The sequence below is a fragment of the Arthrobacter sp. ISL-48 genome, assembly GCF_018613805.1.
Taxonomy (GTDB): domain Bacteria; phylum Actinomycetota; class Actinomycetes; order Actinomycetales; family Micrococcaceae; genus Arthrobacter.
This window is the reverse complement of the sequence record NZ_JAGGPL010000030.1, coordinates 1-26,436: the sequence shown is the minus strand read 5'-3', so window position 1 is coordinate 26,436 and position 26,436 is coordinate 1. Positions and strand designations below refer to the sequence as shown.

Annotated in this window: 28 protein-coding genes and 1 pseudogene; 14 read left to right on the top strand and 15 right to left on the bottom strand. The window is 63.7% G+C overall.

Annotated elements, in window-relative coordinates:
* Position 1: 1 nt before the first annotated feature.
* From J7E83_RS20370 to J7E83_RS20360, 4 genes are read right to left on the bottom strand one after another with little or no spacing between them, the layout of a single operon-like run.
* The gene (locus J7E83_RS20370; RefSeq protein WP_214965885.1) at positions 2-556 is read right to left on the bottom strand and encodes an amino acid synthesis family protein; all 555 of its coding nucleotides are present in this window, start codon (positions 554-556) and stop codon (positions 2-4) included.
* Positions 553-1,161 (bottom strand): amino acid synthesis family protein, encoded by a 609-nt coding sequence (locus J7E83_RS20365; RefSeq protein WP_214965883.1) that lies wholly within the window; start codon positions 1,159-1,161, stop codon positions 553-555. Before J7E83_RS20365 ends, J7E83_RS20370 begins: the two co-directional genes overlap by 4 nt.
* Positions 1,161-1,286, bottom strand: coding sequence for a hypothetical protein (locus tag J7E83_RS21465; protein ID WP_285289385.1), 126 nt, complete (start codon positions 1,284-1,286; stop codon positions 1,161-1,163). The genes J7E83_RS20365 and J7E83_RS21465 overlap by 1 nt, the downstream gene beginning before the upstream one ends.
* Before the next feature lie 20 nt (positions 1,287-1,306).
* Positions 1,307-1,987, bottom strand: a complete 681-nt coding sequence (locus tag J7E83_RS20360) for a GntR family transcriptional regulator (RefSeq protein WP_214965881.1) — start codon at positions 1,985-1,987, stop codon at positions 1,307-1,309.
* A gap of 140 nt (positions 1,988-2,127) precedes the next feature.
* Between J7E83_RS20360 and J7E83_RS20355 the strand changes: the two genes are divergently transcribed.
* The 7 genes and pseudogenes from J7E83_RS20355 to J7E83_RS20325 all read left to right on the top strand — a co-directional run bounded on the left by J7E83_RS20355 (position 2,128) and on the right by J7E83_RS20325 (position 9,437).
* Positions 2,128-3,063, top strand: coding sequence for a flavin reductase (locus J7E83_RS20355; RefSeq protein WP_214965879.1), 936 nt, complete (start codon positions 2,128-2,130; stop codon positions 3,061-3,063).
* Between the two features lie 117 nt (positions 3,064-3,180).
* Positions 3,181-4,599 (top strand): cytosine permease, encoded by a 1,419-nt coding sequence (locus tag J7E83_RS20350; protein WP_251044243.1) that lies wholly within the window; start codon positions 3,181-3,183, stop codon positions 4,597-4,599.
* Between the two features lie 124 nt (positions 4,600-4,723).
* Positions 4,724-5,209 carry an NUDIX domain-containing protein gene (locus J7E83_RS20345; protein ID WP_214965874.1) on the top strand — a complete coding sequence of 162 codons (486 nt, stop codon included), beginning with the start codon at positions 4,724-4,726 and terminating at the stop codon, positions 5,207-5,209.
* On the top strand, positions 5,193-5,510 hold the full coding sequence (locus J7E83_RS20340; RefSeq protein WP_214965872.1) for a riboflavin kinase: 318 nt from the start codon (positions 5,193-5,195) through the stop codon (positions 5,508-5,510). The genes J7E83_RS20345 and J7E83_RS20340 overlap by 17 nt, the downstream gene beginning before the upstream one ends.
* A 205-nt stretch (positions 5,511-5,715) precedes the next feature.
* Positions 5,716-6,276 (top strand): annotated as a pseudogene (locus tag J7E83_RS20335) (aldehyde dehydrogenase family protein); the annotation flags it as partial.
* Positions 6,277-6,929: 653 nt separating this feature from the next.
* Positions 6,930-7,928, top strand: coding sequence for a bile acid:sodium symporter family protein (locus tag J7E83_RS20330; protein ID WP_214965870.1), 999 nt, complete (start codon positions 6,930-6,932; stop codon positions 7,926-7,928).
* A gap of 288 nt (positions 7,929-8,216) precedes the next feature.
* Complete coding sequence (locus tag J7E83_RS20325; protein ID WP_214965868.1) at positions 8,217-9,437, top strand: aromatic acid/H+ symport family MFS transporter; 1,221 nt, start codon at positions 8,217-8,219, stop codon at positions 9,435-9,437.
* 645 nt (positions 9,438-10,082) lie between these two features.
* Here J7E83_RS20325 and J7E83_RS20320 read toward each other — a convergent pair.
* From J7E83_RS20320 to J7E83_RS20305, 4 genes are all read right to left on the bottom strand, one after another.
* On the bottom strand, positions 10,083-10,742 hold the full coding sequence (locus J7E83_RS20320) for a GntR family transcriptional regulator (protein WP_214965867.1): 660 nt from the start codon (positions 10,740-10,742) through the stop codon (positions 10,083-10,085).
* Positions 10,743-10,864: 122 nt separating this feature from the next.
* Entirely contained in the window at positions 10,865-11,884 is a 1,020-nt protein-coding gene (locus J7E83_RS20315; protein ID WP_214965866.1) for a transketolase family protein, read from the bottom strand.
* Entirely contained in the window at positions 11,881-12,792 is a 912-nt protein-coding gene (locus J7E83_RS20310; protein ID WP_214965865.1) for a transketolase, read from the bottom strand. Before J7E83_RS20310 ends, J7E83_RS20315 begins: the two co-directional genes overlap by 4 nt.
* Positions 12,793-12,827: 35 nt before the next feature.
* Positions 12,828-14,165, bottom strand: coding sequence for an MFS transporter (locus J7E83_RS20305; protein ID WP_214965864.1), 1,338 nt, complete (start codon positions 14,163-14,165; stop codon positions 12,828-12,830).
* Between the two features lie 259 nt (positions 14,166-14,424).
* On the opposite strand from J7E83_RS20305, the gene J7E83_RS20300 reads away from it, so the two are divergent.
* From J7E83_RS20300 to J7E83_RS20280, 5 genes are all read left to right on the top strand, one after another.
* Entirely contained in the window at positions 14,425-15,198 is a 774-nt protein-coding gene (locus tag J7E83_RS20300) for an SDR family NAD(P)-dependent oxidoreductase (RefSeq protein ID WP_214965863.1), read from the top strand.
* Positions 15,199-15,348: 150 nt separating this feature from the next.
* Positions 15,349-15,636 carry a hypothetical protein gene (locus J7E83_RS20295; protein ID WP_214965862.1) on the top strand — a complete coding sequence of 96 codons (288 nt, stop codon included), beginning with the start codon at positions 15,349-15,351 and terminating at the stop codon, positions 15,634-15,636.
* Between the two features lie 62 nt (positions 15,637-15,698).
* Positions 15,699-16,241: a hypothetical protein gene (locus tag J7E83_RS20290; protein ID WP_214965861.1), complete on the top strand. Its 543-nt coding sequence runs from the start codon at positions 15,699-15,701 to the stop codon at positions 16,239-16,241.
* Between the two features lie 164 nt (positions 16,242-16,405).
* Positions 16,406-17,605, top strand: coding sequence for an SLC13 family permease (locus J7E83_RS20285; RefSeq protein ID WP_214965860.1), 1,200 nt, complete (start codon positions 16,406-16,408; stop codon positions 17,603-17,605).
* 118 nt (positions 17,606-17,723) lie between these two features.
* Positions 17,724-18,332 (top strand): hypothetical protein, encoded by a 609-nt coding sequence (locus J7E83_RS20280; protein WP_214965858.1) that lies wholly within the window; start codon positions 17,724-17,726, stop codon positions 18,330-18,332.
* A 124-nt stretch (positions 18,333-18,456) separates the two neighbouring features.
* On the opposite strand, the gene J7E83_RS20275 is transcribed toward J7E83_RS20280, so the two are convergent.
* From J7E83_RS20275 to J7E83_RS20265, 3 genes are all read right to left on the bottom strand, one after another.
* Complete coding sequence (locus J7E83_RS20275; protein ID WP_214965856.1) at positions 18,457-19,314, bottom strand: alpha/beta fold hydrolase; 858 nt, start codon at positions 19,312-19,314, stop codon at positions 18,457-18,459.
* A gap of 55 nt (positions 19,315-19,369) precedes the next feature.
* A complete protein-coding gene (locus J7E83_RS20270; protein WP_214965853.1) occupies positions 19,370-20,197 on the bottom strand; it encodes an enoyl-CoA hydratase/isomerase family protein in 828 nt (275 codons plus the stop codon).
* Positions 20,198-20,263: 66 nt separating this feature from the next.
* Positions 20,264-21,061, bottom strand: a complete 798-nt coding sequence (locus tag J7E83_RS20265) for an SDR family oxidoreductase (RefSeq protein ID WP_214965851.1) — start codon at positions 21,059-21,061, stop codon at positions 20,264-20,266.
* Positions 21,062-21,205: 144 nt separating this feature from the next.
* On the opposite strand from J7E83_RS20265, the gene J7E83_RS20260 reads away from it, so the two are divergent.
* Positions 21,206-21,724 carry a TetR family transcriptional regulator gene (locus J7E83_RS20260; RefSeq protein WP_214965966.1) on the top strand — a complete coding sequence of 173 codons (519 nt, stop codon included), beginning with the start codon at positions 21,206-21,208 and terminating at the stop codon, positions 21,722-21,724.
* Between the two features lie 53 nt (positions 21,725-21,777).
* Positions 21,778-22,581, top strand: coding sequence for a maleylpyruvate isomerase N-terminal domain-containing protein (locus tag J7E83_RS20255; protein ID WP_214965849.1), 804 nt, complete (start codon positions 21,778-21,780; stop codon positions 22,579-22,581).
* Positions 22,582-23,168: 587 nt separating this feature from the next.
* Here J7E83_RS20255 and J7E83_RS20250 read toward each other — a convergent pair.
* From J7E83_RS20250 to J7E83_RS20235, 4 genes are all read right to left on the bottom strand, one after another.
* The gene (locus J7E83_RS20250) at positions 23,169-24,026 is read right to left on the bottom strand and encodes an MBL fold metallo-hydrolase (protein ID WP_214965833.1); all 858 of its coding nucleotides are present in this window, start codon (positions 24,024-24,026) and stop codon (positions 23,169-23,171) included.
* A 78-nt stretch (positions 24,027-24,104) separates the two neighbouring features.
* Positions 24,105-24,683 (bottom strand): TetR/AcrR family transcriptional regulator, encoded by a 579-nt coding sequence (locus tag J7E83_RS20245; protein ID WP_214965826.1) that lies wholly within the window; start codon positions 24,681-24,683, stop codon positions 24,105-24,107.
* A 268-nt stretch (positions 24,684-24,951) separates the two neighbouring features.
* Positions 24,952-25,764 (bottom strand): triose-phosphate isomerase, encoded by an 813-nt coding sequence (gene tpiA / locus J7E83_RS20240; protein ID WP_214965824.1) that lies wholly within the window; start codon positions 25,762-25,764, stop codon positions 24,952-24,954.
* Positions 25,765-26,120: 356 nt separating this feature from the next.
* Positions 26,121-26,436, bottom strand: a 316-nt coding sequence (locus tag J7E83_RS20235) for a transaldolase family protein (RefSeq protein WP_285289384.1), incomplete at its 5' end; no start/stop codon positions are given.

Here is a 26,436-nt window from a genome sequence, read left to right as displayed (position 1 = left end):
CCTACTTCGTTTCGGTGCTGAACGCGGCGAGCCGCTGCTGGGGGCGTCCCTGGGCTGCGGCGGCCAGGGCGATCACGATCTCGTCGGCGTGCGGCGCGTCATTGATCCGCACCTCGATGCTCTGGTGGTGGGAACGGATGGTCGCGTCGGTGATGTGCTTGAGCGGAATGTCGAACACAACACCGGCCGGCCCGCGTTTTTCCACGGCAGGCAACAGAGTGGTGGCGTTGGCGGCGTCGCGGAAGTGGTTTCCAAAGGCAAGGGTGTGGATGAGCCCGGACCCGTGTTCGATTTCTCCGTTCAGGCCGACGATGGCGGCTTTGCCGTACGCTTCGGCGGGGGCGCCGAGGGCTTCGAGCACGCGGGGGGCGAGCGTGGCGCCGATTTCGGAGGCGTTTCCGTCGATTCCCGCTGATAGGTCCTCTACGAAACCCTGGCCAGCCCAGGGGTTCTTGATAATGGCTGCGACGACGGCGACCCGCGCGTTGGGCGTGACGTCCCGTCCGCCTTCGATCAGGATGTCTTCGGTTAGGGTGACGATTTTTCGAATGCTCATGAAACTAGTTCTCCTATGATGTCTGCTTTGACGACGGGGTCGGTGAGCCGGTCCCCGATGCGTGAGTGGGGGCGGGGTCCGGTTGATGCGCCGAGGACGACGACGATCTCTCCGGGCCGGGGCGCGTCGCTGATCCGGGTGGTAATGGTTTGGTAGTGCGTGCGGGTGGCGGCGGCGTTCTTGTGCCAGAGGGGTACGACGAGTGATGCGCCGGCGTCGGCTCGGTCGTCGGCGAAGCAGATGATGGATTCACCGTCGAAATATTCCCGGACGAGGTTGCCGAAGAACGGTGTGTGGATGAGGGCCGCGCCGTGTTCAATCTCGCCGTCGGTGCCCACTATCGCTGCCTTGCCGAAGGCTTGAATTGCGTCCACACCTCCGAGCTCCTTCGCTAGCACGTCGGTGAGTTTGCGTGCCAGCACCGGGGCCAGCCGGATGACTTCCTCGTTCAGGTCATCGGTAACCTTTCCACCCAACCAGGGGTTGGCTACGACTGCAGCCGCCGTTGCACGGACTGCCGGGGCGGCGGGGGAGATGCCGTTTTCGAGCAGTATCTCTTCGCTGTAATAGACGATCTTGCGGATGCCCAGTCCCTGGTCGTTCATTATTTGGTCCCGGCCGGGGCGGCCTGGTTTGTAAACCGGTAGTCCCCGACCGCCTTCGCGTGTTCGCGGGTGCTCTTCAGGTGGGTGCAGTAGTTGGCGAGGGCACGGCAAATAGAGAAGCGCATGGCATCCTTTCGTGGGTGGTTCAGTTCCGGAGCGACTGCACCGGATCGGTGAGAGCCTCTCGGGATGAGGCATGGACGTGGTTCCTCATGGCGGTTTCTGCGCCGAAGGGGTCTTTGTGCTCGATCATTTCGAGGACCGCGCGGTGTTCCCGGGTGGAGGCTGCGAGCCTGCCCGGGTGTTCAACGGTGCGCAGGACCAGCCGCTGGTACGCGAGCTGGTTCATGAGCCGTTCATAGTGCTCAACAAGTTTGAGGTTGTCCGAGCCCCTGACGATGGTCCAGTGAAACTCATGTACCAGCCGGGCGTAGGCCTCGCTGTCATTCGTGAGGACCGCGGCCTCGGAGTCCTCGAGGTTCAGGCGGAGCGCAGACAATTCCGCTGTCGCGCCGCGGCGGGCGAGCAGCGACACTGCAAGTCCCTCAAGGGACTCCTTGACCTGGAACAGCTCGATAATCTCCCTGCGGGTCGGCTCGCGGACGAAGGTTCCCACCTTCGGACGTATCTCCACCAGCCCCTCATTCTGAAGCTGCTTGAGGGCTTCCCGTACCGGAGTGCGGCTGACTTCGAACTCCTGGGCAAGGAAAGCCTCCGGCAAAACCGCCCCCGGCGGGAAGTCGCCGCCCAGGACGAGCCTCCTGATCTTTTCGAGGAGCCCGTTCCGCTCGGCCGCTTCAACACTCAGCACCATTTCATCTTGCATGCTTAACAGCCTATGTTGCATGCAAGAAGCGCGTCAAGAGCCGGAGGTTACCTTTTCGAAACACCGGAATTTCCAATGTTTACAGGGTTTTTCTAAGTTTCTGTTGACGCGGTCATGTGACCTGCCTTACCGTCATTGGTATGCAACAGATACTCGAAACGCTGATCACGTCAGCCTGGCTCGCTGCTTGGGACAAGGGTGACTTCACTGCTCTCGACGGCCTCCTGGCGGCTGGCTACACGCGTAGCAGTAAGGCGACAGGCGCAACCGTCGACATCGCCGGTCTAAAAGCCGAGATCGCCGCGGTGCGGGTAGCATTCCCGGACCTGCGCACGACCGTCGATGACATCGTCGAAGGTTCGGAAACGGTGGCCGTCTTCTGGACGTCCACTGGCACCCACACCCACGAATACCTCGGTGTCCCGGCAACAGGACTTACCGTTCAGACCAGGGGCTCGAACATCCTGATCCTCAAGGACGGGAAGATCACGAAAGAGACCGTGACGTGGGATGGCAGTGAGCTGCTGGCAAGCCTCGGGATTCGCCCCCTGCGCGGGATCGCCGCGCCGGAAATTGGAGACCGCGCCGTCCCCGAGCTCGACGCAGATCTGATGAAGGCGTTCAACCGCCAGTTCATCACGGGCGTCACGGTGGTCACCACCAAGGAAGGCGAAACCCCCAAAGGACTGGCAGCGAACTCGTACTGCTCCGTCTCCATCGAGCCACCCCTCGTGCTCGTATGCGTCCAGAAGACCTCCAGCACCTACCCGGCGCTCTTCTCATCGAGCCATCTGGGCATCAACATCCTGGGAACGGGCCAGCGGGACACGGTGGGTGTCTTCGCTTCCAAGGCCCCGGACAAGTTTGCGGAGCTCGAGTGGCATGAGGGTCCGAACGGCAGCCCCCTTCTGGACGGCTCGGCCGCATCCCTCGAAGCCGAAATTCAGGAACGATTTCAAGCGAAGACCCACACCGTCTTCATCTGTCGGGTTCGGCACGCCGAGATCGACAACACGGCACCGATGGTCTACAAGGCCGGACGGTTCTACGACGGCGGAAATCTCGCCGAACTCTAAGTGCCGGCACGGCTGATAAGCCTCGCACAGGAAACCAGCCGCACCGACACAACCTGCTCTCAAGCAGCGCACCAAGGTGCGCATCCCACAATAGGACAAAAAATGAGCCCAGACACCATGAGTACCGTCTCAGAAGACAGCATCGCCGTAGATCGCGGCTATCGCGACAGCCTCACCAAGATCGAGCCGTACGGCATCGAGCACATCCCCGACGTTGAACGCCATGGCAAGCCGCGTTCGCAGTTTTTCCTCTGGTTCGCGGCCGGCATGAACTTCCCCATCGTCGTTCTCGGCTTCAGCGCCACCTACTTCGGACTCCCTTTCTGGGCCGCTGCTTTGGCGATCGCCCTCGCCGGCGTTACTTCCTCGGCCGGAATGGGGTACCTGTCCGCCATGGGCGTCCGGCTGGGCGTACCCCAGCAAATGCAGGGCCGAGGACCTCTAGGGTTCATCGGTAACCTGTTCCCGGTGGCATATGTGAACGTCTTCGCCGGCATCGGCTGGGCAGCAGTGACTGTCATCCTGGGCGGCAAGGCCATCGCATTGCTGACCGACATACCATTTTGGCTCTCGGCGCTCGTCCTCATGGGTATCCAGCTTGGCGTAGCAGTCATCGGGTACAACCTGATCCACTTCCTCCAGCGCATCCTCTCCTTCGTCCTGGTGATCGGTTTCGTCTTCATCACCGTAGTTGCTGCCGCAAACGGACACATCGTCAACGACTTCAATCCAACAGCAAAGGGCTTCGACGGCATCGGCGGATGGATCACCTTCTTCGGCTGGTTCTTCTCCTTCATCGTGGCCTGGATGCCCTTCGCATCGGACTACTCCCGCTATCTGCCCAACACGCCGGGAAACCGCCGCGGCGCCGGATGGGCAACCATGCTCGGCAACGCCGTAACGATGGTATGGATGGGTCTTCTGGGCACAGTCCTCGGGTCAACCGCGACCGCCAGCGACAGCATCGGCGCCCTCAAGGAGCTCATGGGCCCCTGGGCCGCCGTCGGACTTGGCGTCGTCGCCCTGTCCTCCTTCACCCAAAACTTTCTGAACGTCTACGGCGGCGCAATTTCCATCCAGACCATGGGCGTGCCCGTCAAGCGCCACACCGCCGTCGTGATCATCTGTGTCGCCTCATACCTCGTAGCACTGTGGGGCCAGGAAGGGTTCAACACAGGTTTCACCGCATTCCTCAACCTGACCGCCTACTGCATCGCCCCCTACGTAGCCGTCCTCGTGTGCGACTACCTCTTCGGAGGACGCCGCACCGAACGCGGCCTGCGCGAGCTTTTCGACAAGAGCAGGAAGTTTGAATGGGGCTTCGTGGCATGGGCCGCAGGCGTGGCCCTTTCATCTCCGTTCTGGATGTCCTCGATCTACACCGGCCCCATTGCAGCCGCGTTCCCCCAAATAGGAGACCTCTCCTACTATGTCGGAGCCGCCATCGCGGCCGGCGTCTACTTCGCCACCCACCGGCGCCCGCGTCTCTCCGGACACAAAATGCTCGACCGCAGCAGCGCCGGGCAAACCCTCTAGGGACAGGTGGCTCCCCGCCGACAGGCGGGGAGCCACCTGGCCAGTCCACAAACTGGCATGGATAGCCACCGACATACGGAGCAACGAAACCGCCCCACAACTACCGAGCCGGACGAGGATCGCTATGAGTTCCGCAACGCTGTTACCGGTAAACGGAGAGGCATATAGACCCGCAGAATACCCGCCCCGCACCGTGGTGGCCGTGATCCTCGAGTGGCGGGGACGGATCGCCCTCTTCAAGCGAAGCCAGTCCGTCGGACATGACCGCGGACGGTGGCATTGCATCACCGGATATCTCGAACCTGGAACCTCCCCTGAAGGGCAGGCCATTGCGGAACTTCGTGAGGAAACAGGGCTGACCGAGAACGACCTGATCGATTTCCGGCAGGGAGCGCCACTTCTCCTGCCAGACCACCACGGCAATCCATGGCTGGTGCACACCTTCACCGCCGTCACCCGACGCCGCAGACTGACCATCAATGACGAACACGACACTTTTCGCTGGGCGGCGCCTTCGAAGATCAGGCGATACATCAACAGGGTGGCGTGGCTGGACCAGGTACTCGAGGCGGCCCCGGTCCTGCCCGACCAACATGAAGCAGGATCATGACGGTGATTCAGGCACCGCCGAACACGGCGACGAAGGAGGCAACACCCTCGGGTTCCCTACCGCCAACATCCAGCTCTTCGATGACCAGATCGAGGACGGAGTATGGGCTGCGGTGGTCCGGACCGCCTCCGGTGTGTCCAGGGTCGCGGCAGGTTCCATCGGACGACGCCGGACGTTTTATCCCCAGGTGAGAAACAAGCTGCTCGAAGCCCACCTCCTTGAATTCAACGAGGACCTTGGACAGAAGCTGACCGTCACGCTGAGCCAAGCTATGGGGCCAGCAAGCCTTCTCAAGCATTAACGCCCTGATCAAGCAACTGCACCACCATGTCATTGGGACCCGGAACTGGGCCCAACAGCACTATCCGTGGCTCGTTCCGCCAGGATTGCACGATGTGTGCGGCGCCGCGATTTCGCCTGCGCAGCTGCCCCGGACTCGGGCCGCTGCGCAATGATCAATCCATCAAGCCTTTGTAAGGAGCCCCCAAGTGGCTGAAGGAAAAACCATGACCACCGAGATCGTGACCACCGAGCATGAAGTAAAGCTCCTCGCGTCCGTGCCCACCGGGCTGCTCATCAACGGACAGTGGCGGGACGCGTCCGACGGCAGCACGTTCGACGTCCACGACCCCGCTACAGGGGAGGTTCTCGCCACCCTCGCCTCGGCCACCAGTGAGGATGCTCTTGCCGCGCTCGACGCAGCCGACGCAGTCCAGGCGTCCTGGGCCCGCACGGCCCCTCGGGAGCGCGCCGAGATCCTGCGCCGCGCCTTTGACCAGGTCACTGAGCGCGCGGAGGATTTCGCGTTGCTGATGACCCTGGAGATGGGCAAGCCCCTGGCTGAAGCCCGCGGCGAGGTCACCTACGGGGCGGAGTTCCTGCGCTGGTTCTCCGAAGAAACAGTCCGGGACTACGGGCGCTACCTCACCACGCCCGAGGGCAAAAACAAGATCCTCGTCCAACACAAACCCGTAGGCCCGTGCCTGCTGATCACACCGTGGAACTTCCCGCTGGCGATGGCCACCCGTAAAGTGGCCCCTGCCGTGGCCGCCGGTTGCACCATGGTTGACCGCAGAAGCCTCTAGATTCTGGGCAAAACGACACCTTCCAGGCCTGCCCGAGGGCGTCCAGACCTAAAGCGGGGGTCGTCGGTTCGAATCCGACAGGAGGCTCTGACATTTCGTTTACGTGCGGTTTCAGTGCCGTGCACGGCGCTGTCCAGTCTTATTCCAGCCGCGATTCGGGGCGTGTTATCGGTTCGAAATCCGACAGGGGATCAACTGCAGACCTGACCTGCGGTCTTGCTCTCGCGGTTGGCCCGGAAGAGGCCTATTCCAACTGTGGCTCCCCTTTGACTCACCCAATCAGGGCTGCTGCCCGTTTGATTGCGAGGTTAGTTCCCGGCATTCGGATTAGAAATTCGGAGCGGTAGACCCAGGAGCATGTGCAGGGCAGCCGGCGCTGGATTTTCTGGCCAGGGAGCTGGCTATTGCCAAGAGGGTGTGAGGGGCGGGCTTCTCCTCATGCCACCGCAGCAGCTTGGGATTTCCTTGCAGGCCGCCCGGCGCCACCGCCATAGCCTTTACTCAAGGCGGCCCCGTAAGACTGTCGTTAGCTGGCTGGGAGTTAAGCCCCCAGAACTCGCTCCGGTTCTCAGCACTTGTTACCACCGCCGGTCACGAACTGGAATTGAGATACCACGTAGTGCCAGCATGATTGGATGCTTGAGGCAACGAAACCCCAGAACACCCCTCCAGAAACACCCGTAAACCCGGCATTGGCCGCGGAAGCGAAGATCGCCCGCGTCGCCGTCACCGTTTTTCCGCTGCTGGTGGTTGCCGCTGGCATTGTGGGCTTCCTGCTTCCCGGCGCCTTCAAGCCGCTGGCCCCGAGCGTGCCCTACCTGCTGGGGATCATCATGTTCTGCATGGGCCTCACCCTGACTCCGCCCGACTTTGCTGCAGTGGCCAAGCGCCCCTGGGCGGTGGCGCTGGGCATTCTGGCGCACTACGTGATCATGCCCGGGGCCGGCTGGGTCATCGCCATGGGGCTGAACCTGGAACCCGAACTGGCCGTAGGCCTGATCCTGGTGGGGTGTGCGCCGTCCGGTACTGCGTCCAACGTGATGGCCTTCCTGGCCAAGGGCGACGTCGCCCTGTCCGTGGCAGTCGCCACCGTTTCCACGCTCATCGCCCCGATCGTCACCCCCTTGCTGGTCCTGTTCCTCGCCGGGTCCTACCTCCAGATCGACGCCGCAGGCATGGTCCTGGACATCGCCAAGACAGTCCTCCTGCCGGTGGTCGCCGGCCTGCTGGCCCGCCTGTTCCTCAAAAAGCTCGTGGCGAAGGTGCTGCCGGCCCTTCCTTGGGCCTCCGCCGTCGTGATTTCCCTGATCGTGGCCATTGTGGTGGCCGGCAGTGCTAGCAAGATCGTGGCAGCAGGCGGCATCGTCTTCCTGGCCGTGGTGCTGCACAACGGTTTTGGACTGGGACTGGGTTACCTTGCCGGAAAGATTGGCAGGCTGGACAGCAAGGCGCGCCGTGCTTTGGCCTTCGAGGTGGGCATGCAGAATTCCGGCCTTGCAGCCACCTTGGCCACCACCCACTTCAGCCCGCTGGCTGCCTTGCCGTCGGCTGTGTTCTCGCTGTGGCATAACATTTCCGGCGCCATCGTCGCTGCTTGGCTGGCCCGCCGCCCGCTGGGAGATGCCAAGGGCTGACCAGCCGCCGGCGCTCCCGAAGCGCATGCTCGGGCAGGGCGAGGGCTTGGCAGTGATGCTGGCCAGGCGGAGTCATACGGCGAAAAACCCTGCGAAGTTCAGTGGCCACAGCTGGGCTGATACCAGGCGTGCGTGTTTCTTGGAAAGTTCGAATCTCGAACATTGGTCCGATTCGCGAACATCCTCTATTCTTGATGGACAGAACTGCATGCTGTGGGTCACTTGTACCTGTGATAGCGCTCTCGATGGCTCGTGCTTCTATTTTTGTCCCTAATCAATGAGGATTCCATGACAACTTCTCCCTCCGCCCCAGCGTCCCGGTGGCCAGTGTGGCTCTGCTGGCTGGCTATGGTCCTGGACGGCTTTGACCTGGTGGTGCTTGGCACCGTCATCCCGACGCTGATCAAGACCGGCGAGCTTGGCTTTGATGCGGTGGGTGCCACATTCGTCGCCACAATTTCCCTGGTGGGAGTGGGCTTGGGGGCCCTCTTCATCGCCCCGCTCTCCGACCGCTTCGGGCGCCGAAAACTGCTGGTCGCTTGCGTGCTGTGGTTCTCGCTTTTCACCCTCGCGGTGGTCTGGGCTCCCAACGTGGCAATGTTCGGTGTTTTCCGGCTTCTGGCCGGGGTTGGGCTTGGAGCGTGCCTGCCGGCCGCCCTCGCCTACATGAACGACTACGCGCCGGCCGGGTCCGCAGGTAAGTCAACCACCCGCACGATGACTGGCTACCACGCCGGCGCTGTAGCCACCGCCTTCCTGGCATTGATGGTCATTCCCGACTGGCGCATCATGTTTGTGGTGGGAGGCCTTTCGGGCCTGGTCCTCCTGCCGTTCCTGTGGTTCAAACTGCCGGAGACCTTGCCGGCAGCACAGGCCGTCAGGACAGAGGAGGAGCGGACCGGATTCCGGAACCTGGTGCAGAAGCCCTACCCGCTGGTTGCAGCGGCGATCGCCGGGGCATCATTCATGGGGCTGCTGCTGGTATACGGCCTGAACACCTGGCTTCCGCAACTCATGGCGTCCGCTGGTTATCCCGTCAGCGCCGGGCTTTCCCTGCTCCTGGTCCTGAACCTTGGCGCCGTTGCCGGCCTCATCATCGCCGGCATTCTGGCAGACAAGCACGGGACCAAACCCATCGTGCTGCTGTGGTTCGGCCTTTCGGCAGTCTTCCTTGCCCTCTTGAGCATCAAGGTTGACAACCCCATCCTGCTTAACGCCCTGGTCTTCGTCACCGGAGTATTCGTCTTCAGCTCGCAGGTGCTCGTTTACGCGTGGGTGAGCCAGTTGTTCCCGGCCCGCCTCCGTGCAACAGCCCTCGGATTTGCTGCCGGCGTCGGCCGTGTTGGCGCCATTACAGGACCTGCCGTGACAGGCGGACTGGTTGCGGCAGGCATTGCCTACCCTTGGGGGTTCTATGTCTTCGCGGCCGCAGGAGCCCTCGCCGTGGTAGCCCTGCTGGCGGTCCCGCACGCCATTGCCACCACCCGCACGGACGTCACTGCTCCCTAGGTGCGGGTAGGGCCCTTAGCTTTCACTGTCAGCCGGCGAAAAACCAGCGAAGCTCCGTTGCCATTGCTGCGGCTGATACTTGGTGTGTTTGGCCTTTGAAGGGGCGCGCCCGCACCTGGCTGACGAGATCTCCAGAACGAACGACCACGATCGGACGTATGGGCGGACTGTCCATCATAGGAGTCGGACTTTCTGTCGCCGTTTCGGACAATCGACACTGAAAGCACGCATCGTTCCGCCAATGTGTGGAAAGCAGTCAGTCTGTGTACCACTTCGACGAATCGTGAGTGCATGCCAAGTCTTCACACGAAGCATGGATATTCGAAAGGTCGACAGCGAGCCTGACATTTTGGCGTCACCTGGAGGCCCGGGACTCTGGACCAAGTCCTGGGGGCTTGTGCGTTCTGGGCCGGGGGCTGATCGTGCGCTCCAACTGGCACGTTGACCACCTGGCCCGCCAAGGAGTGCTCCCAGCAAGTCCTAGAACAAGTTTCCACTCCGCACACCGACATCTCTCCATGAAGGCTTAACCCTGCGACTGGCTGGCACAGGAGCTTCAATGGCACCGAATCCTCGTGAGCGTTCGAACTGACCCCGCGCAGCTTCCATCGACTTCTGGTTTGAAGACAGGGGAGGCGTCAGCCCTCAGGCGACCAGGTTGTCAGCTGCCGTGTCCATGTGCGCGCGGATAGTCTTGCGGGCGAGGGACGCATCACCGGTTTCAATTGCCGCTACGATGTCACGGTGCCGGTCAACGCTCATGTTCTTGACGCCCTTTTCCAGGCCGCCGAACATGATGGACATCCGGATTGAGCCTTCCAGGGACTGCCAGGAGTGAAGCAGCGTTTCATTGCCGGTCAGGTGGCACAGAGTCCGGTGGAATTCCATGTCAGATTCGATCCGTTCCTCCAATGACGCATCCTGGGCTGCCTCCATTAGGTCAATGGTCTTATGGAGGGATTCGATGGCATGGGCGCGGTCCGGGAGCTCGCAAAGGGTGCGCGCGGCCAGGGATTCGAGGGCGGCCCGGACGGCGAAGATGTCGCGGATTTCCTTCTCGTCCAGGTGCCGGACGGACAGCCGGCCGCGGGGCCCTGCGGAAAGCAGGCCTTCCTGTTCAAGCTGGCGCAGCGCCTCGCGCAGGGTTCCCCGGCTGATCTGCAGCATTTCGGACAGCTCGGTTTCCACCAGGTGCCGGCCCGGCGCCAGTTCGCCGCTGGTGATGGCGGTCCTCAGTGCCGAAAGCGCCTGCTCGCGCAGGCTTTTCTTTTGCAGTCCCAGCAGGGGTGCTGTCATTCCGGCCATGGCGTCTGTCCTCAGTGTTGTAAGTCGACTGTTTACACTCGGTTGTTATTCCGATAGTACGGCAGAAAGCACGACACCGGGATCGACCGGTGCCGTGCTTTCTGCATTGGCTGACGCTGCGATTAGACGAGTTCGGCGAGCACTTTCGCCACGATGCGGTCTACGGCCAGGCCGTAGCGGTCGTGCAGGGTGGGCAGGGCCCCGGCGTCGAGGAACTGGTCGGGAAGGGCGACGGGAACCACGCGCTTGCCCAGGCCGGCGGTGACGACGGCGGAGGCGACGGTTTCAAACAGCCCGCCTACCACGGAGTGGTTCTCCAGCGTCACGGCGAGCCGGTCGGTGTTGATCTCGGCCAGGACGGTGGCGGCATCGAACGGCTTGATGGTGGGGGTGTGGACGACCGCGACGTCCACGTTGTGCGCTGCGAGGGCCTTGGCTGCCTGGAGGGCGCGCATGGTCATCAGGCCCGAGGAGATGAACACGACGTCGTTCCCACCGCGCAGCACCTTGGCCTTGCCGAGTTCGAACGTGTAGTCGTACTCGTCAAGGACGGTGGGGACGTTGCCGCGGAGCAGGCGCAGGTAGGTGGGTCCCTCGGAAGCTGCGAGCTGGGGGACTGCCTGTTCGATGTCGATCGAGTCGCAGGGGTCCACGATGGTCAGGTTGGGCATGCCGCGGAAGATCGCCATGTCCTCGGTTGCCTGGTGGCTTGGGCCGTACCCGGTGGTCAGGCCCGGCAGGCCGCCAACTATGTTCACGTTCAGGTTGGGCTCGGCGGCGTCCAGGCACAGGAAGTCATAAGCGCGCCGGGCGGCGAAGACCGAGTAGGTGGACGCGAACGGCACCAGTCCGGTTTCGGCGAGACCGGCCGCGGCGCCGAAGAGCAGCTGCTCGGCCATGCCCATCTGGAAGAACCGCTCCGGGAAGGCCTTGGCGAAGATGTGCATGTCGGTGTACTTGCCCAGGTCCGCAGTGAGGCCAACGATCTTGTCGTTCTCCTGCGCGGCCTTCACCAGCGCGTGGCCGAACGGCGCGGAGCTGGTCTTCTGGCCGGCGTCCGCGAATGAGGCGATCATGGCAGAGGTCTTCAGCTTCGGCTTCGCGGCCGTTGTAGTGTCTGGGGCCTCGGTGGTGGTGCTCATGCTGAAGCCTTTCCTTCGTATCCGGCGGTGAGCTGTTCGCGGCAGGTCTGCCATTCGTGTTCTTCGATGCGCATGAAGTGCGCCTTTTCGCGGTTTTCCAGCAGTGGTACGCCTCGGCCTACCTTCGTGTCGCACAGGATGACAGAGGGGCGTCCGACGGCGGCGGCCTGGGCGGCTGCCTTGTCGAACGCTGCCAGCAGCCCGCCGACGTCGTTTCCGTCCACCCGCTGGGTGTACCAGCCGAAGGACTCCCACTTTTCGGTGACCGGTTCGGTGCGGAGTACCGTGTCCGTCTTGCCGTCGGCCTGCAGGGCGTTGATGTCCACCATAGCGGTCAGGTTGCCCAGCTGATGGTGGTGCGCGCCCATGGCTGCTTCCCAGGTGGAGCCTTCGTCCAGTTCGCCGTCGGAAAGGAAGTTGAACACCCTCGAATCCGAGCCCTGGTACCGCAGGCCCAGGGCCATGCCGACGGCGATGCTCAGGCCGTGCCCGAGGGAGCCGCCGGAGATTTCCATGCCGGGCGTGTAGGTGGACATTCCGGACATAGGCAACCGGGAATCGTCAGACCCGTAGGTTTCGAGTTCCTCGATCGGGACGATGCCGGCTTCGGCCAGCGCCGCGTAGTGGCCGATGGCGTAGTGCCCGGTGGAGAGCAGGAACCGGTCCCGGGCTTCCCAATGCGGGTCCTCGGCCCGAAACCGGAGCTGGTCCCCGTAGACGGTAGCCAGCATGTCAGCTGCACCGAGGGCCTGGCCCACGTAGCCCTGGCCCTGCACCTCACCCATGTTCAGGGCGTGGTGCCGGATCCGGTACGCGGCGGCCCTGGTCCTTTCGATGCGGTCCTGCGGAACGTCGGCGGGGCTCACCCCGGTCTGCGTTGCACGGTCCTGGACGTTGCTTACTGGCATTGCTGTCTCCGTTTTCGCTTCGTGTGTGGTGGTCATTAGACGCTTACCGTGTTGGGGGTGCTTTTGGTGGCGTCATCTGCGAGCTGCCGTTCGCGCTTGCCCCAGGTTTCGCGGGTGACGATTGCTGCCCAGAGGCCGATGGCTGCGTAGAAGCTGAAGAGCAGCGCCGGGCCCATCCAGCCCAAGGCAACGAACAGCAGCGTGGTGATGAAGGGGGTGAATCCGGAGACCATCGCGGAAATTTGGTAGGCCAGTGAGGCTCCGGAGGAACGGGTCTTGGCCTGAAAGAGCTCCGGGAACCACGGGCCCTGGGCGCCGGCGAGGGAGTTCTGGCACACGGCGTAGGAGATCACGATGGTGGCAATGACGAAGATGAACATTCCAGTGTTGACCAGCAGGAACATCGGGATACCGAACAGCAGGGCGAAGGCAGTGGACCAGACGTAAAGCGGCCGGCGGCCGATCCTGTCCGTCAGCCGTCCCCAGGCCTGGGTGGCGAAGATGCCAATGGCGGACGCGATACAGAGGGCAACCAAGGTCTGGGTCTTGTCAGCCAACTGCTGCGTGTGCAGGTAGGAAATCATGTACGTGATGGACACGGCGTAGCCTGCAGTCTCGGCGATGCGCAGGCCAATGCCCTTCACGATGTTGCGCCAGTCCGTCCTGATGACCTCGACGACGGGGGACTTGACGATTGAGCCGCTTTCCTTAACCTCGTCGAAGACGGGGGACTCGGGGACCTTGGAGCGGATGATCAGTCCGACGGCGACCAGCACGATGCTTGCCAGGAAGGGAACGCGCCAGGCGAGCTCGCCGCCGAGGTTCACGCTGACCAGGAAGACGAGGTTCGCCAGGAGCAGGCCCACGGGGAAGCCGGCCTGCACGATGCCGGTGTACTTGCCCTTGGACTTCCAGGGCGCGTGCTCGTAGCTCATCAGGATGGCGCCGCCCCATTCAGCGCCGAAGGCCAGGCCCTGAACAACGCGGACGAAGACCAGCAGTGCCGGAGCGAGCAGGCCAACCTGCTCGTACGTGGGCAGGAGGCCGATGAGGAACGTGGCCACGCCCATCAGGATCAGGGAGGCTACCAGGACGGGCTTGCGGCCGACCTTGTCTCCGAGGTGACCACCGATGATGCCGCCGATGGGCCGGGCGGCGAAGCCCACACCAAGGGTGGCGAAAGCGGCCAGTGTGCCGGTGACGGGGTCGCCGGTGGGGAAGAAAGCCGTACCGAAGTACAGGGCCGCGGCCGTGCCGAAGCCGATGAAGTCATACGTCTCAATAACAGCGCCGACACCGGAGCCGATGGCCACACGCTTTGCATCCTTAGTGCCATGGACATGGCCACGCATTTTAAGAGCTTCGTTGCTCATGGAGTTGATCCCTTTCGATGAGCGATGGAACCGAAGCTCCAACGCTGTCGACTGTTAACACAATGATGAAACCAGTGTGACCCGCATCATGACGCAATGTCAACCGTCAATGTTGGGGGTTGACTGTCAACAGTAAGGCCCTTAGGGTGATTAGCATCACCTGCAGCAGGGGATCAGCGCCGATTGCCATTTGAATCTGTTGATCACTCCCTCTTCTGACTTTCGTAGCAACCCTTAGCACCAGTATCCAAGGAGCATCATGAGCACCATTCAGCGCACTGCAGTCCTCACCGGGGCAACCTCGGATCGGGGGATCGGCATTACCACCGCTCGCCGCTACGCCAATGAAGGCTGGGCTGTGGTGATCCTGGATCTCGACGGGGAGAAGTCCGCGAAGGTCGCCGCTGAAATCGGCAATGAGTTCAACGTGCCGGCCTTCGGCCATGAGGTCGACGTTGCCAACGAAGCCTCCGTCACGGCCGCCCAGGCAGCTGTTGCCGCCGAGGTCGTCGCCGGCAACCTGCCGCCCGTGGGTGCCCTGGCCAACATCGCCGGGATCACCTCCCCGCTTCCGTTCCTGGAGACCACTTTGGAGCTGTGGCATAAGGTCATGGACGTCAACGCCACCGGCACCTACCTGGTCACCAAGGCATTCCTGCCGGACATGATCGACAACGGCTGGGGCCGCATCGTTAACATGTCCTCCGTGTCCGCCCAGCGCGGCGGCGGCGTCTTCGGCAAGGTCCCCTACTCCGCGGCCAAGGCCGCCATCCTCGGCCTCACCAAGGCCCTGGCCCGTGAACTGGGCACCACCGGTGTCACGGTCAACGCCATCACCCCCGGCGCCGTGGACACCAACATCCGCGTCGGCAGTACCGAGGAACAGGAAGCCGCCATCAACGCCGGCATCCCGCTGGGGCGCAACGCCACCACCGAGGAAGTCGCTGCCGTGATCACCTTCCTGTCCTCCCAGGACGCCGCCTACCTCACCGGCACCACCATCGATATCAACGGCGGAAGCCACCTCCACTAACAGGGCGTGCACCTTCGTGACCCGTAGCGAAGGCAACGGAACGAGAAAACTGTCGCACTAAGCGCAGCCCCGCTAGCTCCTCCCAGAGAAGTGGCAGCGGTCGGCCAGGCCGCTGCCACTCATTCGCCCTGATAAACCGCGGAGAGCACCATGCCACCAAACCGAGTAACTCCCCGAAAGCACGTTGAATGGAACCTCCTGATCAACACTTTGGTCGAAATCCGCCTCCACGGCCAGACACTCAGGACTGGCTTGGTTGAAGACGTCATGCCCGACTCCTCGGCACTCTGGCTCGCTGCCGACAGCGAAAACCCGCGCCAAATATTCGAAGTCTGCCAAGGCCACCAGGTCTGGGTTACGCCCCAGCAACTCTGCGGTGAGCTCAGCTACCGGATGACAACCCGCCAGATATTCGGAGCGGCGGCCGCGAAACGGTGAGGTGACATCAACGCCACGGGGTGCTCTCGGTGCCCAGTGGCCAAGACGAGGAGGGCTCCACCGTGTCGACACCAGTACAGACCACTTCTGCGCCTGCTTCCAGCGCTCCATCAGTCAAGCATGGGACCGCGACGGTCAGGCTCCTCGCCGTCCTGCGGGTCGTGGTCGGCTTTGTTTTTCTGTGGGCCTTCTTGGACAAGGCCTTTGGGCTCGGTTTCAGCACTCCCGCTGCAAAATCCTGGATTCACGGCGGTACGCCGACGACCGGATACCTCAAGAGTCTTCAGGGCCCCTTCGCCGCGATGCTCCAGCCCATGGCCGGCCAGGCTTGGGTCGATTGGGCCTTCATGCTCGGAATGCTTTTGGTCGGCGCGGCTCTCGTTGTCGGGATCGCCCTGCCCGCTGCGGCCTTTGGCGGAACCATCCTGCTCGCGCTGCTGTGGGCGTCCGGACTTCCCCTGCAGACCAACCCGTTCGTCGACGAACACGTTGTTTACGCCATCGTCCTCTGGGTCCTCGTCACTGCCAAGGCAGGACATGCCTGGGGGCTGGGCCGCATCTGGTCCTCTTCGATTGACAGGATCGGCACAACCTGGCTGAAATAGGGCTGGCTTAGAGATCCGCGATTGTGTTTCCCGTCAGGGGCGTCCCGTTCTAAGGAATTGGGACCCCTTCTCTCGCCCACTCTCTGAACTTGCCCCGTCCTTTGCGGCAGGAAGGATATGGATTCGTGGTCTGGCGCTTCGTGTTTGGGGAATAGGATTTCTTCATGCGTCTGGCAATCATCGGGGTGGTTTTGCTTGTGGCCGGCGCGGTGGCCGTGGCTACCGGGACCCTGCCCTTGTCCGATTTATCGGCGCTGATTGATCGGGTGGCCCCGATCCTGCTGTTCGTCGTCGCAATGACCGTCGTGACGGAGCTGGCGAGCGAGGCCGGAGTCTTCCTTTGGACTGCTCGCCGGCTCCGCCGTCAGGGCCGTGGACACACCGTTCTCTTATGGCTGTTCCTCGCTGTCTTCGCGACGCTGAGTACCATCTTCTTATCGCTGGACACGACGGCGGTGCTATTGACCCCGGTTGTTGTCAGCGTGACCAGGCAGGCCGGTCTACCGCCGCTCCCGTTCGCCCTGACCACTGTGTGGCTGGCTAATACCGCGAGCCTGCTGCTGCCCATTTCCAATCTGACTAACCTGCTGGCGCAACACAGTCTGGGCGGTATCAGTCCTGCCGGTTTTGCGGCTCTCCTGTGGGCGCCGTCCGTTGCCGCGATTGTGGTGCCATTGGTGTTCGTCGGCGTGGTCTTCCGCCGTGATCTTCGCAAGCGCTATTCACGGATCCCGGTTGGGCGGGTCAGGCCGGATCAGGAAATCGGGGGAGGATCGACGCCTGCAGAGACGGACCGCGTCATCTTTGGCGCAACCGCCCTTGTGCTGGCGTTGCTGCTGCCGGCTCTCGTGTCCGGGGTCCCGGTCTGGATTCCCGCCGTGGTTGCCGCCGTTGTCTTGGCCGGGGTGTTCGCGCTCCGGCGACCCCGGGTGCTCAAGGTCTCGCTGGTTCCCTGGTCCGTGTTGTTGTTCGCCTCCGGACTCTTTGTCGTGATGGAAACGGCCCGACAGCTGGGTGCACCGGTGTTGCTGGGCCAGCTCGCCGGGCAAGGCCAAGGTGCCTCAGACTTGCTTCGGCTGGCCGCGACGGGCGCGGTCGGTTCCAATCTGTTGAACAATTTGCCTGCCTACCTGCTGGCCGAACCCCTGGCCCAGACTCCGCAGCGCATGGCGGCTCTTCTGGTCGGAGTCAATGCCGGCTCGCTCATCACGCCTTGGGCCTCCCTGGCCACACTGCTCTGGCACGATCGGCTCGTGCGGATGAATGTCCTGATTACCTGGAAGGGCTACGCAATCTTCGGCCTGATCGTGGCACCCCTGACCGTCCTGGCGGCGGTGGCGGCAGTGGCAGCCACCGGTCAGTGAGGCCATATGTCAGGCGCAGGCAACGGGCTCTATCGCCGGGCTTGCAGAATCACGACAGAATATAGGTCAGATCGGACGGTACCCGCAGAACCCCTCTATCACGAGAAGGATGTGCCTTATGCTCAGCCTGCAGGACATTGACAACATCGTCCTCAACGGAGGCATCGTCGTGGACACGGCCGGGGAGAAGATCGGCTCCGTGGAACAGGTCTTCACCAGCGGCGATTCCGGGGACCCGGTCTTCGTCACCGTGCGGACGGGTCTGTTCGGCATGTCCGAATCCTTCGCCCCGCTCTTCGGTGCCAGTCTCGAGGAATCCGTGATCAGGCTCGCCTTCGCGAAGGACGTTGTCAGGAACGGTCCTCGGATCGACAGTGCCCGCGGCGCGATCACGGAGAAGCAGGAGCAGGAACTCTACAGCTACTACGGGCTCGACGCCGGAATATCCAGTGAAGGGTCCGCCTCTGGAATAGGCCAGGAGGACGCACCGGCGGGTGCCGCGGTGACTGTGCCGACGCAAACGGCTGCCGATGGCATGGGCGAGGAACCGATCGAGGGAGTAGGGGAACGCCCCGCGGGTCCGAGGCACCCGCACCCCGTGCCACATGGCGCTCCGCCACCGCCGCCGCCGCACCTGCACAAACATGTCCCCCCACGCCCGCATCCTGGTCCCCACCCGCCGCACCGGCCATCTGGCCCGGTTCCGGAACAGCATCCCACCCAATAATCGCGACCCGCTTGCCGAGGGACCGAAAACGGCGGAATCAGTGCATCCGGCTGCGACCGATCGGGCGGTGCCTCGCGGCCACGGTCGTCGGCTTTGCTGCAGTCTTGCTCGTCTGGGCCGAGGCTCAGTCGGTCAGGAACACCAGCACCTCACGCACGAACTCGTCGAGGTGCTGGAACAGGAACGCGTGCCCGGCATCGCTGTACAGGACGAGTTTTGCGTTGGGGAGTACCTGTACCGCCGCGTAGGAACCGAAGGCGTCGATCATGACGTCGTGTGCGCCACCGGCATAGAGCACGGGAGCTGTGATTTCCTTAAGGTCACTCACGACGTCATCCCACGGTCGTGACATCGTGGCCATGATCGCCTCGAGTTGACCCATCGCGGCCTCCTGGGTGACCTGTGGCGCCCCTTCAGGCATGTCGGCCTGGACGCGTCCGAAGTGGTCGAGCCCGCGGGCTCTGGCCTCTTCTGTTTCGGGGTAGAAGAGGTAGAGGACGTCCTCGAGGCTGGACTCGGGCTGCTGCTGGATGGCCAGGACGCGTTCGGGGATGCCTGGCATCCCTGGTGCCGCACCCGAGCCACTGCCCGCGATCACGATGCGGCGCACGCGCTCGGGGTGCAGCACGGCGAGTCGCTGTGCCACGACGCCGCCGAAGGACCAGCCGAGCAGGTCGACCTGCGACAGCCCGAGGGCCTCGATGACTTCCCCTGCTCCGTCGGCGAACGCGTCGACGGTCCTCAGCGGCTCGCCCTCGGTGTAGCCGATCCCGATGTTATCGAAGAGGATGACGTCGCGCTCGGCGGCCAGAGCCTGGATGAAGCGCGGGTCCCACCAGTCGAGGGTGGCGCGGAACCGGTGCAGGAGCAGGAGCGGTACCCCGCCGACCGGCCCCAACCGGCGGTAGGCGAACCTGGCCGATTTGGTCTCGATGTACTGCGTCTCTGCGGTGGATGCCGCGTAGATCTTGTTGCTGCTCATGATGTGCTCCTGCTCAGGTAGTTGTTGGTAATGGTGACGGGACGGGCGGTGGTGGTCAGGCCTGCTGGTTGGCCCGGGCGATGTACTCGCCCATGCGGTACTCGAAGTCGAGCCCGGCCTCTGCGGCGATGGCCTGAGTGGCGGCTGCGCGGACCTGGAAGCCGGGCAGCGTCAGCGAGTGGGCGAATTCGGAAAAGACGGCGACGAGGTCACGGTCCGGCGGGAGTGTGGCCCGGTTGACCGCGGCCTTGGCCGCAGCGAGTGAGTTCTTGTCAAAGCTCGCCAGTCGCCTGACCATCGCATCGACGAAGGTGTCGAGCTCGGCGTCGGGCAGTGCGCGCGTCACCCAGCCCCAACGCTCCGCGTGGGCGGCGTCGTAGTCGCCGCTGCCGAGGATGGCCTCGAGCGCCCGGTCCCGGCCCAGGAAGCGAGGGAGCCGCTCGGTGCCGCCGCCGCCCGGGAGCAGGCCGGCGCCGACCTCGGGCTGTCCGAAGAAGGCGTTCTCGAGGCTTGCGTAGCGCAGGTCGAGGGCCAGAGCGAGCTCGTTGCCGGCTCCACGTGTGCGTCCTCGGATCGAGGCGACCGTGATGTAGGGCGCCTTGGAGAGACGGAGGACGAGATCGGTCCAGATGGGCAGCTCGTCACCTTGGGGCGTCGGCAGCTCACCGAGGGCGGCAAGGTCGAAGTGGTTGAGGAAGAAGTCAGGCACGTCGCTCTTGAAGAGGACGACCTGGACGTTCGAGTCGTTCTCGAGGTCTGTCACGATCTCGTGAAGCCGGACAGCCGTCTCTGCGGCCACGACGTTGGCCGGCGGGTTGTGGAAGGTGATCGTCGCGACCTTCGGGCTTGGACGATCAAGGACGACGGTGCTTGACGTGCTCATGATGTGCTCCATTCGGCTGGGGTGAAATTATGCTGCGGGACGTGTGGTCGGTGGGTTGGAGCGGGGTCAGCGGTTGCTGCGGCGGATGCTGGCGCCCATGAAGCGCACGACCGTGCCTCGCGGGAGGAAGCGGGCAGCGATGGCGAGCGGGCGTCCGTTGGTGATGACCGAGGGGCGGTGTGACGGCTTGTTGACGGTGTCGAGGGCGGTCTTCACGACGTCTTCGGGGCGGGCGCGGCGGGTGCCGTAGTCGGCGGCCTGACTGCCGGCGGCGTCGAAGAACTCTGTCGCCATCGCCCCGGGGGAGATGGCGAGAACGCGGAGGCCCGTTCCGCGGGCTTCTTCCCAGAGGGACTCGGTGAAGCTCAGCACGAAGGCCTTCGAGGCGCCGTAGACGCTCAGGTAGGGGGTCGGCATGAAGCCGAGCAGGCTCGCGACATTGATCAGGATGGACGTCTTCTGTTTGGCGAAGACGTCGAAGTAGGCGTGGCTGAGGTCCACCAGGGCGCTGATGTTCAGCGTGATGAGCTGCTGCAGCCGCTCGGGGTCCTCCTCGCCAAAGGGGTTGTGGGTTCCGAAGCCGGCGTTGTTGACGAGGCCGGTGGCGAAGATGCCCCGTGACTCGAGCTCTGTTCGAAGCGTGCGTCCGGCATCCGGCCTGTCGAGTCCTTGCGCGACGGTGATTACGTTCACTCCGTAGCGGTGGGTCAGCTCGTCTGCGAGGGCGGTGAGACGGTCTTCGCGGCGGGCCACGAGGACCAGGTTTGCTCCTCGGGCGGCGAGTTGGCGGGCGAATTCCGCGCCGAGACCGGAGCTGGCTCCAGTGACGATGACGGTCTGGGTGCTGTAGTCAATTCTGTTCATGTGCACACTCTATGCACATTCGTGCACTAAGTGCAAATAGCTTCCCGTCCGGCAATGTCGTACTATGAGTGCATGGCCATGTCTCCCATACCAATCCGACAACAGACTCGGGCCGTCGTGCGTTCGCTCCTTGCACAGACAGCGATGCAGCTCTTCGCCCAGAAGGGCTTCGACGAGACCACCGTCGACGAGGTCGCAGCAGCGGCCGGAGTCTCGCGCCGCACCCTGTTCAACTATTTCCGCACGAAAGAAGACCTGGCGCTCAGTGGCCTGTCCGAGCAGGGAGAGGTCATCGCGACGCGACTCACCGACCGTCCGGCCGACGAAGACGTCTGGGTGTCGCTGCGGCATGCGTTCGAGGTGCTCGACGAGATCGAGGCCAGCCCAGAGAACCGCCTCGAGATCGTCTCGATGCTGTTCGACAACGAGTCACTGCGAGCCGGCCACGCCGAGAAGCAGGCGAGGTGGACCAATCTGCTCGCCCCCCTGATCGAACCGAAGCTGCCCGCCTCCGAGGCGCGGAGCTTCGAGGCCAGAGCCATCGTCGGCGCGGCGATCACCTGCCTGCAGGCCGCCACCGAGGAGTGGCTCCGGCTACGGGGTTCGACGCCGCTGTTTGACCTGTACGACACGGCGGTGGCAGCCATCCACGCCTCGAACTGACCCGGGCGAGATTTACGCAAAATTCCGCGAATATCCACGAAAGCAGATTCGACATGGCCAACCGCCTCCCCACCCCCGACCTGAAAAACCTCCACGCCGCGTTCCGTACCGAGAGCGCCGTGATGCTCGAATTCGCGAACTCCCTCACCTCCGCACAGTGGAACGCGCCCAGCAAAGCCGCCGGCTGGAGCATCGCCGACATGGTCGGCCACATCGGCTCCACCGCCCACAACATGTACATCCCCGCCGGTCTGCAGGCCGCCCGGCAGCCGAGCCTCGAGGTCGTCAACGAGGGCCCCGTGCAGGTGCGCCGTGCGTGGAGCCGGGAGCAGGTCATGGCCGAGTTCGAGACCGCCACCGGCACCTCGGCCCGCATGCTTGCCTTCGTTCGGCACACCCCGCTGCGGGCGGTGCCCATGCGGCTCAACGAGCTCGGAAAGTTCCCGATGGCACTGCTGGTGGGCGGCGCCCTCGTCTTCGACCTGCATACCCACCTCCGCCACGACATGGCCCCCGCGCTAGGGCTGCAGACACCTCCGACGGACGGGAACCGGATGCGCGCTGTGCTCGACTGGATGACCGCGGTGCTCAGCAACCAAACCGCGATGGCGCCGGTATCCGGAATCGACGCCGGACTGACCCTCACACTCACGGGCCCCGGGGGCGGCACCTGGTGGATCGACGCCGACGGCCTCGCCGCAGCTGGCTCCCACGCCCCGGCTGCCAGCATCACCGCCCCTGCTATCACGTTCCCCGACTGGGGAACGCAGCGATCGTCGTGGCGCGACGCCGACGTCGAACTCGCGGGCGATACCGATCTCGCCGCGCTCTACCTCAATACCATCAACGTCATCTAAAGGCAGACGCCGGCCGGCCGACGTTCATCCCGCAGCACGAAGGAGGAAGTCGGTTGTGGCATTCGCGACCGAAGCATTAGGCGCCTGGCTAGGGTATTGACCACGGACGTTAGGAGCGCTCGGCGTGGATAGGTGACAAAAGAAGACCTCCGAGTGGGGTGGGCTTGTTCAGAGTCCGACCCGCAAGGAGGTGTTCATGTCCCACGCTAATGCGATCCTTACGCCCAAAGGCAGGCTCCGGCTGGCCCAGTGCGTCGTCGAGGAGGATTGGGGACCGGCGCGGATCGGGTTTCTGCTGAGTTCGGGCTGTGAATGACTTCAGCTACTCGACGCTGCATCCGCGCTGATCCACTCGCCGTGCCGGCCGGCTCCCGTGGGGGATCGTTGTGCCCCGCTCCTGGATTGCAATAGGCGTGGAGACCCAAGGGCCGCGGCCGCCGCCCCACTGGTCTCCACGCCTGTCCGACCCTGGCAGTGGCGATATCCTGAGCGGAGTCGGGAGCATCGCCCCGGGCCTGCCCGGAGGGGCCGGCATTCCGGCTGGTGGTGGATGCCGGCCCCCGAGTGCTCAGCGGACTGAGAACCCGCTAGGCCTTCCGGAGTCCCATCATGGCGGTGCCGTAGTGCAGTGTGCTGACGTTGAGCCGGTGGGGGTAGGCCGCCAGCATGTGGTCGATGAACTCCTCGGCGGTCGGATCGGTGGCCAGGAAGTCGTCGGCCTCCTCGACGTAGGCGATGGTCTCGGCCAGCGCCTCCCCGGTGTCAGCGGCGTCGGCGCGGCGGTGGGCGGCCACCACGATCTCGGGCTCGAGCTCCTGGATCTTGACCATCGTATCGATCCAGCCCTGGCGGGTCTCGTGCGTGCTTGTCACGAGGGTCGGGTGCACGTCGTTGTACGCGATGTCGCCGACGATGACAGCGGACAGCTCAGGGATGTGCACGTAGGAGGAGTCGCTGACATCGGACTGGCCGGTTGGCACGGCGAACACGTCATGGCCTTCGAGCTCGAGCCGGCCGCCGATGACGGTCTCCGGCACGATTACCTCGGAGCCGATCTCGTCCACGAAGATCTGCGAGTAGAGCGCACGCTCCTGACCGGTCTCGGCTTCGTGGGCGATCAGGCGGGCGGTCGCTTCGGTGGCCACCAGATGGGCTCGAGGGAAGCGTTTGAGTAGCTCGGCCGCTCCGAGGAAATGGTCGATGTGGGCGTGCGTGATGAAGATAGTGGTGAGCTCCTTACCGCTGGCCTCGATCCAGTCGGCGAGTTCGGCTGAGTCATCGATGCCGGGGACCGTGTCGACCAGGATCGCCTCGCGTTCGCCGGAAATCAGCGTGGCCGACGTGGGAGGCCAGGTCCAGCCGCCCTCAGGCGCAGGCCCAGGGAGAGGGATGTTCACAGCCCGGGCCGGCGCAGAGAAGATGTTCAGGTTGAGTGATGAGGTCATGTTGGTTCTCCAGTTCATTTTTGACTTACAGGTACAGAAAAATGGTAAAAAAATTAGGGATCCCGATGCGGGCGTCCGTCAAAGAAGTCCAACGGTGGCGTCGACGATGCTCAGCATCCTCACGGGGCCCTTCTCGAGCCGGGCCAGGGCGTGCAGGCCGGTGACGGTGTTCAGCAGCATGCTGGCCACGGCCTGGTCGTCGAGGTCGGTCCGCAGCTCGCCGCTGCGCCGCCCCTCGGCGATCATTGATGCGAAAGCGCGCTCGGTGTGGTCGAACAGGCCTTGGACGCGCGTCGCGACGTCGGCGTCGGCGACGCCGAATTCAACGGCGCTGTTCGTGGCCAGGCAGCCGCGTCGAGCGGGGTCGGCCAGGTCAGTCTCCACGAGGAACACCAGCGCTCGACGCAGCCGCTCCTTGACCGTTCCCGAATCGTTGAGCCAGCTCGTGACGACCTCCTTTTGTGTGTCGAGATACTTCTGCAGGACCAGATCGAAGAGTTGGCGTTTGCCGCCGAAGGCGTTATAGAGGCTCCCTTTGCCGACGCCGAGCGCGTCGCAGAGACCCTGGGGCGTGGTCGAGGCATAGCCCTGACGCCAAAAGACGTCCATCGCTTGAAGGACGGCGGTCTCCGGATCGAACTCTTTGGGTCTGCCCACACGTCCAACTTACACAGTTCTGTACCTATGGGTCAACTACCCGCAGTTCGGCGTCACATTCTTCAACACCGCTGGGATGTATAGCTGGGGCGGGGGTAAGAGGCTCCGTGGTTAAGTGCCGGCCCCGTTTCGTGCGCACCGAGTCCCGCCCCAGCGGCGGCAGCGAGCCGCGAGATCGTCGACACCGGTAGAGAACTACTCATCGGCCTGAAGCGCGGCCCAAACAACATCAGGGTATGGGGCGTGCAAGGAACGAAACTTGGCTGGCTCAGCCCGCCATCTGGCGCTCGAAGCCCACAATATTGGCAAATTCACCCGCATCAAGGCTCGCGCCGCCGACCAGCACGCCGTCGACGTCGGCCGCTTGCAGCATGGCCGGCGCGTTGCTGGCCTTAACGGAGCCGCCGTAGAGCAGCCGGGTCTTGGAGGCGACGTCCGCGTCGAACAGGCCGGCCAGTTCTGCGCGGATCGCGCCACACATTTCCTGTGCATCTTCGGGTCCGGCGACTTCGCCGGTTCCGATGGCCCAGACGGGCTCGTACGCTACTACGAGTCCGGCGGCCTGGTCTGAGGTGAGTCCGTCGACGCCGGCGCGTAGCTGGGAGAGTGTGTGCTGGATGTGGGTGCCCGCTTTGCGGATGTCCAGGCCCTCGCCGACGCACAGCACCGGTGTGAGTGTGTGGCGGAAGGTCGCCTTGACCTTGGCGTTCACAGTTGCGTCGGTTTCGCCATGGATCGTGCGGCGTTCGCTGTGGCCGACGAGCACATACTTACATCCGAGCCTGGCCAGAAACTGACCGCTGACGTCGCCTGTGTAGGCGCCCGAGTCGAACGGGGAAAGGTCCTGGCCGCCGGAGACCAGGCCCAAGCCATCGTCCTGGATCAGGGTTTGCACGGCGCTAAGAGTCGTGAAGGGCGGAAAGACGGCAACCTCCACCCGGGCATAGTCGTGCTTTGCCTCATAAAGAGCCTCGGCCAGATGTTGCAGCAGGCTGCTGCCTTGGACGTGGTCCATGTTCATCTTCCAGTTGCCGGCGATAAGGGGCGTCCGGTTAAAGGTGCTGTTGGCAGACGTGTTCATGTGTTTCCTCCAAATGGTTGGTGTGATGGCTTGCGGGCGTGACAGTCCCGCGGGGCCAGGAAGGGAACTCCCTGTGCCCGGTAATGCAGGCGGGTTACGGTTCTGTGGCTGGTCAGGTGTTGTGCCGGCCTGGAGTCGGGTCCCGTCCTGATTGTGCAGGAGGTGCCGCGTACCGAAGCCGTGGCTTCTGATCCAGAGGATGTCCGATTGCTCGGTTTTACTCTCGATCCGCGCCTCGTAGGAGTATCCGCCGGGTTCGATTACCTCGACGATGTCTCCCGGTTGGAGCGAGGTCCAGTCCTGCGGTGCCGGAACCTGGGTGTCGCCGATATCTGTATGCCTGGTTGAGCGCACCATTACGGCGTGTCCCGTAGTGCTGGGGTGGCCCCGTGGCTTCGTGCGGCGGCGAGGGCACCTTCGACGTCGGCCAGCAGTTCCTTCCAGCTGGCCACGAACTTGTCCAGGCCCTCGGACTCGAGGATGGCCACGACGTCGTTGTAGGAGATGCCGAGCGCGTCAAGCGCGTCCAGGGTGGCGTTGGCTTCCGCATACGTCCCGGAGACGGTGTCACCGGTGATGACGCCGTGGTCGAATGTGGCGTCCAGGGTCTTCTCCGGCATGGTGTTCACGACGCCCGGTGCCACGAGTTCTGTGACGTACAGGGTGTCCGGG

Coding starts and splice junctions, on each gene's coding strand:
- J7E83_RS20370 (WP_214965885.1), bottom strand. CDS start 556: ATGAGCATTCGAAAAATCGTCACCCTAACCGAAGACATCCTGATCGAA.
- J7E83_RS20250 (WP_214965833.1), bottom strand. CDS start 24,026: ATGACCTCATCACTCAACCTGAACATCTTCTCTGCGCCGGCCCGGGCT.
- J7E83_RS20285 (WP_214965860.1), top strand. CDS start 16,406: ATGCGTCTGGCAATCATCGGGGTGGTTTTGCTTGTGGCCGGCGCGGTG.
- J7E83_RS20365 (WP_214965883.1), bottom strand. CDS start 1,161: ATGAACGACCAGGGACTGGGCATCCGCAAGATCGTCTATTACAGCGAA.
- J7E83_RS20355 (WP_214965879.1), top strand. CDS start 2,128: ATGCAACAGATACTCGAAACGCTGATCACGTCAGCCTGGCTCGCTGCT.
- J7E83_RS20360 (WP_214965881.1), bottom strand. CDS start 1,987: ATGCAAGATGAAATGGTGCTGAGTGTTGAAGCGGCCGAGCGGAACGGG.
- J7E83_RS20330 (WP_214965870.1), top strand. CDS start 6,930: ATGCTTGAGGCAACGAAACCCCAGAACACCCCTCCAGAAACACCCGTA.
- J7E83_RS20260 (WP_214965966.1), top strand. CDS start 21,206: ATGCAGCTCTTCGCCCAGAAGGGCTTCGACGAGACCACCGTCGACGAG.
- J7E83_RS20345 (WP_214965874.1), top strand. CDS start 4,724: ATGAGTTCCGCAACGCTGTTACCGGTAAACGGAGAGGCATATAGACCC.
- J7E83_RS20295 (WP_214965862.1), top strand. CDS start 15,349: ATGCCACCAAACCGAGTAACTCCCCGAAAGCACGTTGAATGGAACCTC.
- J7E83_RS21465 (WP_285289385.1), bottom strand. CDS start 1,286: ATGCGCTTCTCTATTTGCCGTGCCCTCGCCAACTACTGCACCCACCTG.
- J7E83_RS20340 (WP_214965872.1), top strand. CDS start 5,193: ATGAAGCAGGATCATGACGGTGATTCAGGCACCGCCGAACACGGCGAC.
- J7E83_RS20275 (WP_214965856.1), bottom strand. CDS start 19,314: ATGAGCAGCAACAAGATCTACGCGGCATCCACCGCAGAGACGCAGTAC.
- J7E83_RS20320 (WP_214965867.1), bottom strand. CDS start 10,742: ATGGCCGGAATGACAGCACCCCTGCTGGGACTGCAAAAGAAAAGCCTG.
- J7E83_RS20255 (WP_214965849.1), top strand. CDS start 21,778: ATGGCCAACCGCCTCCCCACCCCCGACCTGAAAAACCTCCACGCCGCG.
- J7E83_RS20305 (WP_214965864.1), bottom strand. CDS start 14,165: ATGAGCAACGAAGCTCTTAAAATGCGTGGCCATGTCCATGGCACTAAG.
- J7E83_RS20300 (WP_214965863.1), top strand. CDS start 14,425: ATGAGCACCATTCAGCGCACTGCAGTCCTCACCGGGGCAACCTCGGAT.
- J7E83_RS20270 (WP_214965853.1), bottom strand. CDS start 20,197: ATGAGCACGTCAAGCACCGTCGTCCTTGATCGTCCAAGCCCGAAGGTC.
- tpiA (WP_214965824.1), bottom strand. CDS start 25,764: ATGAACACGTCTGCCAACAGCACCTTTAACCGGACGCCCCTTATCGCC.
- J7E83_RS20325 (WP_214965868.1), top strand. CDS start 8,217: ATGACAACTTCTCCCTCCGCCCCAGCGTCCCGGTGGCCAGTGTGGCTC.
- J7E83_RS20310 (WP_214965865.1), bottom strand. CDS start 12,792: ATGCCAGTAAGCAACGTCCAGGACCGTGCAACGCAGACCGGGGTGAGC.
- J7E83_RS20265 (WP_214965851.1), bottom strand. CDS start 21,061: ATGAACAGAATTGACTACAGCACCCAGACCGTCATCGTCACTGGAGCC.
- J7E83_RS20280 (WP_214965858.1), top strand. CDS start 17,724: ATGCTCAGCCTGCAGGACATTGACAACATCGTCCTCAACGGAGGCATC.
- J7E83_RS20315 (WP_214965866.1), bottom strand. CDS start 11,884: ATGAGCACCACCACCGAGGCCCCAGACACTACAACGGCCGCGAAGCCG.
- J7E83_RS20350 (WP_251044243.1), top strand. CDS start 3,181: ATGAGTACCGTCTCAGAAGACAGCATCGCCGTAGATCGCGGCTATCGC.